Below are 13,229 nucleotides of genomic sequence, written 5' to 3'. Positions count from 1 at the left end.
TCAGCGCCCGCGGTGCTAACGCACCTCGATGAACTCGTCCGGGATGCGCTCCGGGCGGGGCCGCGCGGGTTCGGCGGGGCGGCCGATCGCCACCGCGCCCATGGGGTCCCAGGAGTCCGGGAGGGCCAGGACCTTGCGGACCACGTCGCGGCAGAACATCGTCGAGGACACCCATGCCGAGCCCAGGCGCTCGGCCGCGAGGGTGACGAGGAAGTTCTGCACGCCCGCGCCCGTGGCGACGACGAACATCTCCCGCTCGGCCGCGTCGCGGCGGGCGTGGCCGTAGTGGTGGGCGCCGTCGGTGACCATGCACGGGACGGCCAGGTACGGGGCGTTGCGCAGGACGTCGCCCCGGCGGACGCGGCGGGCGATGGACTCCTCCGACCTGCCGTCGCGGCGCAGGTCGGCGATCCACGCGTCGCGCATCGCGTCCAGGAGCTCCAGGCGGGCCGTCCGCGATTCGAGGAGGACGAAGCGCCAGGGGGTGGTGTGGTGCGGTGCCGGGGCGGTGAGGGCGGCGGCGACGGCGCGGCGGACCGCGGCCGGGTCCACCGGGTCGTCCGTGAAGGCGCGGACCGTGCGGCGCTGGGTCACGGCCTGCCGTACGGCCTCGGAGGTGCCCAGGCGGAACATGTCGTCCTCGGCGGGGCGGACCAGCCGGGCTGCCGTGGCGTCGCCGCCGACCAGGTGGGACAGGCCGCGGACCACGGCCACCGGCCGGTTGGCGGCCTTGCCCTTGACCAGGTCCCCGGCCGCGGCCAGCTCGTCGGCTGTGGCGACGACCGTCGCGGTGAGCGGGTTGCCGTGGGTGTCCGTGCTGCCGCGGAGGTCGTCCAGGACGCGCACGCCCGCGGAGCCTACGGCGATGTCCGTCAGGCCGGTGCGCCACGGGCGGCCCGAGGTGTCGGTGATGACGACGCCCACGTCGACGGAGAGCAGGCGGGCCAGGCCCGTGCGGATCGCGGCGGCCGAGGCGTCCGGGTCCTCGGGGAGGAGGAGGACCGTGTCGGGGGCGGTGTTGGAGGCGTCCACGCCGGCCGCCGCCATGACCAGGCCCTGGCGGTTCTGCACGATGCGCAGGGCGCCGCGGCGGGCGACGACGCGCACGGTCTCGGCGTCGATCGCCTCCTCGCGGGAGGCCGCCCGGACGATGCGGCCCTCGGACTTGGAGACGATCTTCGAGGTGACGAGGAGGATGTCGCCGTCGCGGAGGTCCGGGGCGCTCGCGGCGATCAGACGGGCCAGGTCGTCGCCCGGGCTGACCTCCGGGATGCCGGGGACGGCGCGGACCTCGTACGCGGTCACCGGGCGGCCTCGGCCAGGGACAGGGCCTCGCGGGCCATCGCCGCCGTGGCCTCGGTGCCGGTCATCATCAGGGGGACGGCGCGGCAGGCGATCCCGGCGGCCTCGACCTCGGCGACGGCGTCGGCGTCGGCGGTGTCGACGAGCCAGCCGTCGAGGAGGTCCGCGCCGTAGTGGCGGGCGACGGCCGCGGCGGTGGACTCCACGCCGACGGCGGCGAGGACCTTGTCGGCCATGCCGCGGACCGGGGCGCCGCCGACGATCGGGGAGAGGCCGACGACCGGGGCGGCGGCGCCGGCCACGGCTTCGCGGATGCCGGGGACGGCGAGGATCGTGCCGATCGAGACGACCGGGTTGGAGGGCGGGAGGAGGATCACGTCGGCGGAGGCCAGGGCCTCCAGGACGCCGGGAGCGGGCTTGGCCTGCTCGGCGCCGACGGGCACGACGGCCTCCGCGGCCAGGGATGCGCGCAGGCGCACCCAGTACTCCTGGAAGTGGACGACGCGGCGTTCGCCGTTCTCGGTGACGGCGACGTGGGTCTCGACGCGGTCGTCCGACATGGGCAGGAGGCGGACCCCCGGCTGCCAGCGGTCGCAGAGCGCCTCGGTGACCGCGCTGAGCGGGTAGCCGGCGGCGAGCATCTGCGTACGGACGATGTGCGTGGCGAAGTCGCGGTCGCCGAGCCCGAACCAGGTCGGGCCGACGCCGTACGCCGCGAGCTCCTCCTTGAGGGTGAACGACTCGTCGGCGCGGCCCCAGCCCTGGTCCTCGTTGATGCCGCCGCCGAGGGTGTACATCACGGTGTCGAGGTCGGGGCACACCTTGAGCCCGAACAGGTGGATGTCGTCACCGGTGTTGCCGATGACCGTGATCTCCGCCGCGGGGGCCGCGGACTTCAGCCCGCGGAGGAAGCGGGCGCCGCCGATGCCGCCGGCCAGAACAACAATGCGCATGCAGCGAAGTCTGACAGGCATCAGACGCGGACGGCCTCCGGGTGGGCCGGGTGGCAGTTGTGCATCGGCATGGCCTGGAGGCCGGGGAAGTAGACGTGCAGGCTGACCGCGCCTTCGAGGGTGTCGTTGACGACCTCGTGGGCGTAGCCCGGGGCGAAGACGCGCTGCGAGCCCGCGCCGAGGGTGAGGCTGCCGCGGGTGCTGTGCTCGGTGAGCCCGCCCTCCAGCACCGTCCAGACGCCGGACGACGGGCCGTGGTCGTGGAAGCCGCTGCCCTGGCCCGGAACCCAGCTGAGCAGCCACACCTCGTAGCCGGTCGGGGAGCCGGGGGAGGGGGCGACGGAGCGCAGGCGGTGGTACCAGCGGGTCGTGGCGTCGTAGCGGACCAGGTGCTCCCAGCTCGCGCGGTCGGCGGCGATGGAGCGGGCCAGGCCGGCGAACTCGGCGACGGTGGCGGGGTGTTCGCGGGCCGGCTGGAGCAGGTGCGGTACGGAGAGGATGTCGCCGGCGATCTGGAGGTCGCTCTCGATGACGGCAGGGGCGGCGGCGGAATCGCGCATCAGGGGGTCCTAGACGGGTGTCAGTGGGCGGTCGCTGGGGCGGGGGCCTGGAAGGAGCAGCGCTCCTGGGGCATCAACAGCCGCAACAGCAACAGCGAACCTGGGCAGCGCGCAGGAACCCACGAATGGGGGTCCGGAAGGCGGCTGCGGTCACTGACATGGGGACAAGGAGACCGGCTGCGGGGCCGGACTGTCAACCCAATGCCCGGTTTGGTCGAAAAGTTTCAACTGATCCGGTTAACCGAGGCGGAGAAAGGTTTGTGCAGACAGATGCAGGGCACACCGCGTGCCGAGAAACCGTCTCGCGCCACCTCAAACTTATGTGGCCAACTCGTGATCGGAATGTGATCTGCGCCGCTTCTGTGGCCGGATCGCAACCGCCGCCGGGGGGTCCGCGTATGTCAGGGGTGGGTGTGGGTGGAGTGGCACTCGTGGCAACTGTCACGATTTTTGGCGATATCAACACTTTCTGCATAGCCTTGGTTCCGCAGAGTGAATAAGGGCCCCAATAGCAGACCCCGGCTTGACTGCGCTGGAGCCCCCCACTTGTAATTTCACTCGTGTCGTTACGTAGCGATGAGTGACGACGGCCACGGGGATGCACAGACAGAGCGAGGGGCGCACATGACCGAGCTGTTTCAGGAACTGCTGGTCGAGGAAGCGGACGAAGAGCTCGGATGGCAGGAGCGCGCGCTGTGCGCCCAGACCGACCCCGAGTCCTTCTTCCCCGAGAAGGGCGGCTCCACCCGAGAGGCCAAGAAGGTCTGCCTGGCCTGCGAAGTCCGGTCCGAATGCCTTGAGTACGCCCTCGCCAACGACGAGCGGTTCGGCATCTGGGGCGGCCTCTCCGAGCGCGAGCGCCGCCGCCTGAAGAAGGCCGCCGTCTGAGCCGCCCCGCAGCGGCCCCGGGCCCCCGCCCCGACCCCGTCCGGACCCCGGCCCGGCGTCACGTTGGGTGACGGCCCCCCGCCGCCAGCACACCACCGGTCCGCCTCCTGCAACTTCCCCGCAGGAGGCGGACCGCTGTGTTCCGAGCCGTTAGTGTGGGGCGCTGTCCAGCAGCCTCCGAGGGCGCGCGCCCGCGGACCTCCCTCCGGCCGAGCCCGGCGGGACACCCAGGCCGGAGGGCCAGTAGAGCGATGTCCCTGCACAGCCAGCCGACGGCCTCCCACCAGGCCGCCGCCACGCCCCAGTTCCCCCGGCACGTCGTCACCGCGGTCCTCGTCGCCCACGACGGCGCCCGCTGGCTGCCCCGGACCCTCGCCGGCCTCCTCGGCCAGGAACGCCCCGCGCAGAACCACATCGCCGCCGACACCGGAAGCTCCGACGACTCCGCCCGCCTCCTCGCCGAGGCCCTCGGCGACGACCGCGTCCTCCACCTCGCCCGCCGCACCGGATTCGGCACCGCCGTCGACGAAGCCGCCCGCAGCGCCGGCACCCCCTCCCTCGACGACCTCCCCTACCTCAGGCGCCCCAGCGGCTGGGACCCCGTCAGCCGCACCTGGCGCGACGACGCCTACGACCTCCCCGAACTCCCGCACGGCGAGCCCGTCCAATGGCTCTGGCTGCTCCACGACGACAGCGCCCCCGAGCCCGACGCCCTCACCGAACTCCTCCGCGTCGCCGACGAGAACCCCGACGCCGCCGTCATCGGCCCCAAGCTCCGCGGCTGGTACGACAACCGGCAGCTCCTCGAAGCCGGCGTCACCATCGCCCGCAGCGGCCGCCGCTGGACCGGCCTCGACCGCCGCGAACAGGACCAGGGCCAGCACGACCAGGTCCGCTCCGTCCTCTCCGTCTCCACCGCCGGCATGCTCGTACGCCGCGACGTCTACGACGGCCTCGGCGGCTTCGACCGCCGCCTGCCCCTCATGCGCGACGACGTCGACCTGTGCTGGCGCGCCCACAGCGCCGGCCACGGCGTCCTCGTCGCCCCCGACGCCGTCCTGCGCCACGCCGAGGCCGCCTCCCGCGAACGCCGCACCGTCGACTGCGCCGGCCGCACCGCGCTCGGACCCCACCGCGTCGACAAGGCCGGCGCCGTCCACACCCTCCTCGCCAACTGCTCCGGCGCCGCCCTGCCGTACGTCCTGCTCCGCCTGGTCGCCGGCACCGTGCTGCGCACCCTCGGCTACCTCGTCGGCAAGGCGCCCGGCCAGGCCGTCGACGAACTCACCGGCCTCCTCGCCACCCTCCTGCGCCCCGGCCGCCTCCTCGCCGCCCGCCGCAGCCGCGGCCGCCCCGCCGTGCCCGCCAAGGAGCTCCGGCCCCTCTTCCCGCCCCCCGGCGCGACCCTGCGCGCCGGCGTGGAGCAGCTCGCCGCCCACTTCACCGACGGCCGCGACACCGACAGCCCCGCCGCCGGCCGCCACGGCGCCGCCGCCGGCCCCGACGACGCCGCAGGCCTCGCGCCGGAGCGGTTCGCCCGCCTCAGGCGGATCGCCCGCAACCCCGCCCCCCTCCTCCTCGCCCTCCTCGCCGCCGTCTCCCTCGTCGCCTGCCGCGGCCTCCTCGGCAGCGGCTCCCTCATGGGCGGCGCCCTCCTGCCCGCCCCCGACAGCGGCCTCGACCTGTGGCGCCGCTACACCGAGGACTGGCAGCCCGCCGGCACCGGCTCCACCGCCGGCGCACCCCCCTACCTCGCCCTCCTCGGCGCCCTCGCCACCCTGCTCCTCGGCTCCTCCGACGCCGCCCTGACCCTCCTCCTCGCCGGCTCCGTCCCGCTCGCCGGACTCACCGCGTACGCCGCCTCCCGGCCCCTCGTCGCCTCCCGCCTGCTGCGCGCCTGGGCCGCCGCCGCCTACGCCCTCCTCCCCGCCGTCACCGGAGCGCTCGCCGGGGGCCGCCTCGGCACCGCCGTCCTCGCCGTCCTCCTCCCGCTCCTCGCCCGCTCCGCCGTCTCCGCCTTCGGCCTCACCGCCCCCGCCGGAGCCGGGCAGCGCGGCCCCTGGCGCGCCGCGTGGACACTGGCCCTCCTGATGACCGCGGCCGCCGCCTTCGCCCCCGTCGTGTGGCTGCCCGCCGCCGTCCTCGGCCTGGCCGCGGTGGCCGTGCACCGCGCCGAACGGAAGGCGTACGCCCTGCGGCTGCTCGCCGTCCTCGCCGTGCCCGTCGCCGTCCTCGCCCCCTGGTCGCTCACCCTCCTCGCCCACCCCGGACGGCTCCTCGACGAGGCCGGACTGCCCGGCCCCGCCGGCGCCGCCACCGCCCTCGGCCTCCTCGGCGCCGACCCCGGCGGCCCCAAGGCCGGCGGCGGACTGCTCCTCGCCGGCGCCCTCCTGGCCGCCCTCGCAGCCCTGGCCCGCGCCGACCGGCGCACCGCCGTCCGCGCCGCCTGGGCCGCCGCCCTGACCGGGCTCGCCCTGGCCGTCCTCCTGAACCGCACCGGCTGGGCCGGACCCGCCACCCTCCTGTACGGGCTCGGCGTCCTCGCGGCCGCCGCCGTCGGCGCCGAAGGGGCCCGGGAGCGCGTCGCCGCCAGCAGCTTCGGCTGGCGCCAGCCCGCCGCCGCACTGGTCGCCCTCGCGGCCGCCGCCGGACCGCTCCTCGCCGCGGCCGCCTGGGCCGCCGGCGGAGCCGCCGGACCGCTGGAACGCCGCGATCCCGTCCAGGTCCCCGCGTTCGTCGCCGAGGACGCCGGCACCCGCGACCGGGCCCGCACCCTCGTCCTCGGCGGCACCCCCGCCCGGGTCTCCTACAGCCTCGTCCGCGGTTCCGGCGCCACCCTCGGCGACGCCGAGACCGCCCCCGCCGGCGGCAGCACCCGCCTGGACAAGGCCGTCGCCGGACTCGTCGCCGGCTCCGGCGCCGACCAGACCGACCAGCTCGGCGACTTCGCCGTCCGCTACGTCCTCCTCCGCGACGACGCCCCGCAGGAGATGCGCAAGGTCCTCGACGCCACCCCCGGCCTCAGCCGCATGAGCCGGCTGGACGGCAGCGCCCTGTGGCGCGTCGACCGCCAGGTCGCCCGCGCCGTCATCATCCCCGCCAAGCCCGGGGAGGCCCCCGTCCCCGTCGCCTCGGGCCCCGTCGAGATCCACACCCGGATCCCCGCCGGGGAGGACGGCCGCGTCCTGCGCATCGCCGACCGGGCCGCCCCCGGCTGGAAGGCCTCCCTCGACGGCAAACCCCTGAAGGCCGAGACCGTCGACGGCTGGGCGCAGGGCTTCGCCCTGCCCGCCGCCGGCGGCCGCCTCGACCTCGTCCACGAGGACGCCCTGCCGCGGACCGCCTGGCACGCGGCCCAGGCGCTGCTCGCCGCCGTCCTCCTCGTCATGGCCCTGCCCGGCCGCCGCGCCCGCCTCGACGACGACCTCCCCGACGAGGGCGCCGACACCCCCGAGCAGGCCGCGCCCGCCGGGGCCCCCGAGGGCCGGCGCGCCCGCCGGCTCCGCGCCGGCGCCGGTGCCGCGGCCGCCCCGGAGCCGCCCCCGGCGGAGCCCGAGGGCGCCGTCGCGGACCCGTACGCCGGGATCCCCGCGCAGCCCGCGTACGGGGAGGAGGCCTACGCGTACCAGGAGTACGGGGGGCAGCCGTACGACCCGTACCGGCAGGGCACGTACCCGGACCAGGGATACCCGGAGCAGGGATACCCGGAGCAGGCGTACGCCGAGCCGGGCCATGCGGACCAGGCGTACCCCGAGGCGTACACGGAGCCCGGGCAGCCGTACGTGCCTGCGCAGCACACCGGCCACGACCCCTACACGGCGCAGCCGTACGACCCCCGGGCGTACGGCCACCCGGACCCGCAGCAGCAGCCCCCGTACGACCCGGCCCCGTACGACCCGCAGCCGTACGCCGACGCGTACGACGACCCCCACGGCCGGCAGCACCACCCGCGCCCCGACGGGAGCCACCAGAAGTGAAGCACCGCGCCCCCCTGACACTGGCGGCCGCCGCCGCTGCCCTCGCCGCCCTCGCCGGCGCCGCCCACCTCCTCGCGCCCGCCGCCCCCGCCGACGGCGCCCCGGCGGCCCAGGCCGCACGGATGCCGGTGGAGCGCTCTGTCCTGGTGTGCCCGGCGCCCAGCTCCTCGGACATCGCGGAGACCGTGTACACGGCGATCACGCCCGCCGCGCCCGGCGCCTCCGGCCGGGGCACCGCCCGCCTCCTCGGCGCCACCAAGGAGGCCAAGCCGGTCCTGGAGCTCAGGGAGCCCGGCAGGCCGGCCGGGGCGAGCGCCTCCGGGGCCGAGGCGCCGGCGCTGGCCGGCGCCGCCGACGGCGTCCTCGCACCGGGCTGGACGGCGCAGCAGACGACCAAGGTGTCCGTCGGGCGGGCGCGCGGGCTGCTCGGCGCCGCCTGCACCGCGCCGGGCACCGACTTCTGGTTCCCGGGGGTGAGCACGGCCAAGGGCCGCGAGGACTACGTGCACCTGACCAACCCGGACGACACCGCGGCCGTGGTCGACATCAAGCTGTTCGGCCCGGACGGCCCCGTCAAGGCGGACGCCGGCACCAACGAGAACATCCGCATCGACCCCCGCTCCAGCAAGGCGGTCTCGCTGGCCACCCTCGCCCCCGGCGCGCAGCTCGCGGACGCCGCGGCCCGGGTGACGACCCGCGCCGGCCGCGTCGGCGCGTCCGTGCAGGCCGGAGAGGAGGGCGTCGGCGCGGACTGGCTGCCTGCCGCCGCCGAACCGGCGCCGTCACTGGTGCTGCCCGGAATCCCGGCGGACGCCGCCTCCGTCAAGCTCGTCGTCTTCGCGCCCGGCGAGGAGGACGCCGACCTGGCGCTGCGCCTGGCCGGCCCGAACGGCTCGATCAGCCCGGCCGGCAGCGAGCGGCTGCACGTCAAGGCCGGCACGGCCGCGAGCGCCGACCTGAAGGACCTCACCCGCGGAGAGGCGGGCTCGCTGCTGCTGGCCCCCGCCGTGGACGGCAAGCCCGTACCGGTGGTGGCGGCGCTGCGCGTGGTCCGCGGCAGCGGCGCCAGGCAGGAGCTGGCGTTCGTCCCGGCGGCCGCGCCGGTGGGCGCGCGGGCGACCGCCGCCGACAACCGGGCCGGGGACGGGGCGGGCGTGCTGTCGCTGACGGCGGTCGGCGCGGACGCGAAGGTGAGGGTCACGGCGTCGCCGGGGACCGAGGGCGGCGAGCCGGCCGTGCAGGAGGTCACCGTCCGGGCGGGCACCACGCAGGCGCTGCCCTCCCCGGCGCCGGCCGGGCTGAAGGGTGCGTACGCCCTCACCGTGGAGACGCTCTCCGGGGGCCCGGTGTACGCGTCGCGCATGCTGGCGCTGCCGCACGAGGGCATCCCGATGTTCACCGTCCAGGTGCTGTCCGACGACCGCGGCACGGTCCCCGTGCCGCAGGCGCGCCAGGACCTGTCCGTCCTGACCCGCTAGCGCCCGTGCGGCCGCATCAGTCCTGGCCGTAGCGGGGGTCGACCGTCTCCGGGGTCAGCCCCAGCAGCTCCGCGACCTGCTCCACCACGATCTCGTGCACCAGCAGGGCCCGCTCGTCGCGGGTCTTCGACCGGATCTCCACCGGCCGCCGGAAGACGATGATCCGCGGCGGCCGGCCCGTCCCCGGCGACTCCGCGAGCGCCCCGAGCGGCACCGCCTCGTCGTTCCAGCCGGTCTCCGGCCCGCCCGGCGGCCCGGGCACGTCCGCGACGACGAACTCCACGTCCGCCAGCTGCGGCCAGCGCCGCTCCAGCCGGTCGACGGACTCGCGCACCAGGTCGCCGAAGAGCTCCGCCCGGCTCGCCGCCAGCGGCACCTGCGGCGGGGCCACCGGCCCGCGCATGCCCCGCCCGTGCCGGTCGCGGCGGCGCGGCCGCGGCTCGGCGGGCAGGTCGGCGGGGCGGGGCTCGCTGGGTGGCACAGGGCTGTCGGTCACCCCCCGAGCGTAGCCCGCAAAGGGCCCCCCACCGGGGCGTTTCCGACCCCGCCGGGCCCCGCCCGGGGGACGACACGGGGGAGTGACCTGCGGGAGAGTCGTCGCGGCCCGGTCAAGAGTGCGGTACCGTCCAACGTCGTGAGCCCTGTACGTCGCTGTTCTCGCACCGCGTGCGGCCGCCCTGCCGTCGCGACACTGACGTACGTCTACGCCGATTCGACCGCAGTTCTCGGCCCGCTCGCCACATACGCCGAACCCCACTGCTACGACCTGTGCGCCGAGCACTCCGAGCGCCTGACCGCCCCCCGCGGCTGGGACGTGGTGCGCCTGACCGACGGGTCGGCGCCGTCCCGCCCGAGCGGCGACGACCTGGAGGCCCTGGCCAACGCCGTGCGCGAGGCGGCCCGCCCGCACGACCGCGCGGCCGAGGGCGGCGGCGGACCGGCCAAGGGCGGCTCCCGGTCGGCCGGCGAGACGCGGCGCGGGCACCTGCGGGTGCTGCGGTCCCCGGACTCCTGACCGGCCCGGACCCCTGAAGGCCCCGCCGAACCGCACGGTAGGTTGGCTCCACCGCACAGGAGCTTCAGGAGGGGCAGCAGTGGCCGCAGATCTTTCGAACATCGTCAAGGCGTACGACGTACGGGGCGTCGTGCCGGACGAGTGGGACGAGGCGCTGGCCGAGCTGTTCGGTGCCGCCTTCGTCGAGGTCACCGGCGCCACCGCGATCGTCGTCGGCCACGACATGCGGCCCTCCTCGCCCGGCCTGTCGGCGGCCTTCGCGCGCGGCGCCGCCGCCCGCGGCACCGACGTCACCCTGATCGGCCTGTGCTCCACCGACCAGCTGTACTACGCCTCCGGCAAGCTCGACCTGCCCGGCGCGATGTTCACCGCCTCCCACAACCCGGCCCGCTACAACGGCATCAAGCTGTGCCGCGCCGGCGCCGCCCCCGTCGGCCGGGACACCGGCCTCGCGGACATCCGCGCGCTCGCCGAGAAGTGGTCCGAGCACGGCCTGCCGGCCGCACCCGAGGACACCACCCCGGGCACCGTCACCGCACAGGACACCCTTGTCGGCTACGCCGAGCACCTGAAGTCCCTGGTGGACCTCACCCGCATCCGCCCCCTGAAGGTCGTCGTCGACGCCGGCAACGGCATGGGCGGCCACACCGTGCCGACCGTCTTCGACGGGCTGCCGCTGGAGCTCGTCCCCATGTACTTCGAGCTCGACGGCACCTTCCCGAACCACGAGGCCAACCCCCTCGACCCGAAGAACATCGTCGACCTCCGGGAACGCGTGAAGGCCGAGGGCGCCGACCTCGGGCTGGCCTTCGACGGGGACGCCGACCGCTGCTTCGTCGTCGACGAGCGCGGCGAGGGCGTCTCGCCCTCCGCCGTCACCGCCCTCGTCGCCGCCCGCGAACTCGCCCGCAACGGCGGCACCGGCACCGTGATCCACAACCTGATCACCTCCTGGTCCGTCCCCGAGGTCGTCCGCGAGAACGGCGGCACCCCCGTCCGCACCCGCGTCGGCCACTCCTTCATCAAGGAGGAGATGGCCCGCTCCGGCGCCATCTTCGGCGGCGAGCACTCGGCGCACTACTACTTCAAGGACTTCTGGAACGCCGACACCGGCATGCTCGCCGCCCTCCACGTCCTCGCCGCCCTCGGCGGCCAGGAGGGCCCGCTCTCCGAGCTCGTCGCCTCCTACGACCGCTACACCGGCTCCGGCGAGATCAACTCCACCGTCGCCGACCAGGCCGGCCGCCTCGCCGCCGTCAAGGCCGCCTACGCCGCCGCCGACGGCGTCACCCTCGACGAGCTCGACGGCCTGACCGCCACCGCCGCCGACTGGTGGTTCAACCTGCGCCCGTCCAACACCGAGCCGCTGCTCCGCCTCAACGTCGAGGCCCGCGACCCCGAGACCCTCGCCCGCGTCCGCGACGAGGTCCTCGCCCTGGTCCGCGCGTAGCGCCCACCCCGCCCCGCCGGTACCGCCGGGCCGCGCGCGACGCGGCCCGGCGGTACGCTGACCTCGCCCAATCCGCATGTTCGAAGGGAAGCCCCCATGCCGCTCGAAGCCGGCCTTCTGGAGATCCTCGCCTGCCCCGCCTGCCACTCGCCCCTGGAGGACAAGTCGGCCGACGAGACGGCTCCCGAGCTGATCTGCACCGGCCGGGACTGCGGCCTCGCCTACCCGGTCCGCGACGGCATCCCGGTCCTCCTCGTCGACGAGGCCCGCCGCCCCGCCTGAGCCCCGCCCCGGCCCCGCCGCCCACGGCCGGCCGGCCCAGCGGCCCCCCAGGCCCGCAGACCACGCCGCAGGCCGTACGCCGTACAGGGCGCCCGCCGCAGCGCCGGGCGCCCGAGCACCCGAGTCGCCCGCCCTATCGACCCAGCCGGAGGCCGCCATGCTCGACGAGACGCTCCTCGACGCACCCGAGGAGCTCGCCCGCGCCGACCGCCGCGGCCTGCTCCGCGGCGCAGCCGAGGCCGGCGCCAGGGTCCGCACCGCCGCCCGGCACTCCGCCGAGGCCGGCCTCGGCGAACTCCGCCCGGACGGCCGCCCCCGCGCCGTCCTCATCGCCGGCCCCGGAACCGCCGCCTCCGGCGTCGCCGACCTGCTCGGCGCCCTCGCCGCACCCTCCGCCCCGGTCATCCGCCTGCACCCCACCGGCGTCGCCCAGGCCCCCGGCGCCCTGCGCTGGGCCCTGCCGGGCTGGGCCGGCCCCGTCGACCTGCTGCTCCTCGCCACCACCGACGGCACCGAGCCCAGCCTCGCCGTCCTCGCCGAGCAGGCGTACCGCCGCGGCTGCACCGTCGTCGCCGTCGCCCCCGAGCGGTCCCCGCTCGGCGAGGCCGTCGCCGGCGCCCACGGACTCCTCGTACCGATGGCCAACGCCCCCTACCAGGAGTACGACGAGTCCGCTGCCGCAGCCGGACCCGGCGCCCTGTGGGCCCTGCTGACCCCGCTGCTGCTGCTCCTCGACAAGGTCGGCCTGGTCACCGCCCCGCCCGAGGCCCTCCAGCGCGTCGCCGACCGCCTCGACCGCACCGCCGAGCGCTGCGGCCCCGCCATCGCCACCTACTCCAACCCGGCCAAGACGCTCGCCGCCGAACTCGCCGACGCCCTCCCGCTCATCTGGAGCGAAGGCGCCGGCGCCGCCCCGGCCGGCCGCCGCTTCGCCGCCACCCTCGCCGAACTCGCCGGCCGCCCCGCGCTCGCGGCCGACCTCCCCGAGGCGCTCCCCGCCCACGGCGTCCTGCTCTCCGGGGCGTTCGCCGCCGGTGCCGACCCCGACGACTTCTTCCGCGACCGCGTCGACGAGCCCGGCGCCCTGCGCGCCCGCGTCGTCCTGCTGCGCGACCGGCCCGCCGGCGGCCTCTCCGCCGCCCCCGCCGCGCGCGAACTGGCCCTCAGCCACGACACGGCCATCAGCGAGATCGAACCCGAGGAGGGCGGAGAGCTGGAACAACTCGCCGAACTCCTCGCCGTCACGGACTTCGCGACCGCCTACCTGTCCCTGGCCACCAGGGGACACGGGTGAGCACGCAACCGCGCCGGCTCCGTCCTTCCC

The 13,229-nt window shown here is 76.3% G+C and carries 11 protein-coding genes; 7 read left to right on the top strand and 4 right to left on the bottom strand.

Features of this window, described 5'->3' with window-relative positions; genetic code table 11:
• Window positions 1–15 precede the first annotated feature (15 nt).
• Genes C0216_RS27125 through C0216_RS27115 form a run of 3 tightly spaced genes read right to left on the bottom strand, consistent with a single transcriptional unit; the run spans window position 16 to window position 2,815 of the window.
• On the bottom strand, window positions 16–1,305 hold the full coding sequence (locus C0216_RS27125) for a coenzyme F420-0:L-glutamate ligase (RefSeq protein ID WP_114057789.1): 1,290 nt from the start codon (window positions 1,303–1,305) through the stop codon (window positions 16–18).
• A complete protein-coding gene (gene cofD, locus C0216_RS27120; RefSeq protein ID WP_114057788.1) occupies window positions 1,302–2,255 on the bottom strand; it encodes a 2-phospho-L-lactate transferase in 954 nt (317 codons plus the stop codon). The genes C0216_RS27125 and cofD overlap by 4 nt, the downstream gene beginning before the upstream one ends.
• A gap of 20 nt (window positions 2,256–2,275) precedes the next feature.
• The gene (locus C0216_RS27115; RefSeq protein WP_114057787.1) at window positions 2,276–2,815 is read right to left on the bottom strand and encodes a cysteine dioxygenase; all 540 of its coding nucleotides are present in this window, start codon (window positions 2,813–2,815) and stop codon (window positions 2,276–2,278) included.
• Window positions 2,816–3,439: 624 nt separating this feature from the next.
• Here C0216_RS27115 and C0216_RS27105 point away from each other — a divergent pair.
• The 3 genes from C0216_RS27105 (at window position 3,440) to C0216_RS27095 (ending at window position 9,158) form a co-directional block, all read left to right on the top strand.
• Entirely contained in the window at window positions 3,440–3,703 is a 264-nt protein-coding gene (locus C0216_RS27105; protein WP_003983763.1) for a WhiB family transcriptional regulator, read from the top strand.
• Between the two features lie 251 nt (window positions 3,704–3,954).
• On the top strand, window positions 3,955–7,680 hold the full coding sequence (locus tag C0216_RS27100; protein ID WP_114057785.1) for a glycosyltransferase: 3,726 nt from the start codon (window positions 3,955–3,957) through the stop codon (window positions 7,678–7,680).
• Window positions 7,677–9,158, top strand: a complete 1,482-nt coding sequence (locus C0216_RS27095) for a DUF5719 family protein (protein ID WP_114057784.1) — start codon at window positions 7,677–7,679, stop codon at window positions 9,156–9,158. Before C0216_RS27100 ends, C0216_RS27095 begins: the two co-directional genes overlap by 4 nt.
• A 16-nt stretch (window positions 9,159–9,174) precedes the next feature.
• Here the strand turns inward: C0216_RS27095 and C0216_RS27090 are convergent, their stop codons facing one another.
• Entirely contained in the window at window positions 9,175–9,654 is a 480-nt protein-coding gene (locus C0216_RS27090; protein WP_390335827.1) for a metallopeptidase family protein, read from the bottom strand.
• Window positions 9,655–9,792: 138 nt separating this feature from the next.
• Between C0216_RS27090 and C0216_RS27085 the strand changes: the two genes are divergently transcribed.
• From C0216_RS27085 to C0216_RS27070, 4 genes are all read left to right on the top strand, one after another.
• Window positions 9,793–10,173, top strand: coding sequence for a DUF3499 domain-containing protein (locus C0216_RS27085; RefSeq protein ID WP_216827112.1), 381 nt, complete (start codon window positions 9,793–9,795; stop codon window positions 10,171–10,173).
• 79 nt (window positions 10,174–10,252) lie between these two features.
• Window positions 10,253–11,623, top strand: coding sequence for a phosphomannomutase/phosphoglucomutase (locus C0216_RS27080; protein ID WP_114057782.1), 1,371 nt, complete (start codon window positions 10,253–10,255; stop codon window positions 11,621–11,623).
• Window positions 11,624–11,719: 96 nt separating this feature from the next.
• Window positions 11,720–11,905 (top strand): Trm112 family protein, encoded by a 186-nt coding sequence (locus tag C0216_RS27075; RefSeq protein WP_054222355.1) that lies wholly within the window; start codon window positions 11,720–11,722, stop codon window positions 11,903–11,905.
• Window positions 11,906–12,062: 157 nt separating this feature from the next.
• A complete protein-coding gene (locus tag C0216_RS27070) occupies window positions 12,063–13,199 on the top strand; it encodes an SIS domain-containing protein (RefSeq protein ID WP_114057781.1) in 1,137 nt (378 codons plus the stop codon).
• Window positions 13,200–13,229 lie beyond the last annotated feature (30 nt).

It is taken from the genome of Streptomyces globosus (genome assembly GCF_003325375.1).
Taxonomy (GTDB): Bacteria; Actinomycetota; Actinomycetes; order Streptomycetales; family Streptomycetaceae; genus Streptomyces; species Streptomyces globosus_A.
This window is presented reverse-complemented; position numbering and strand designations above follow the sequence as displayed.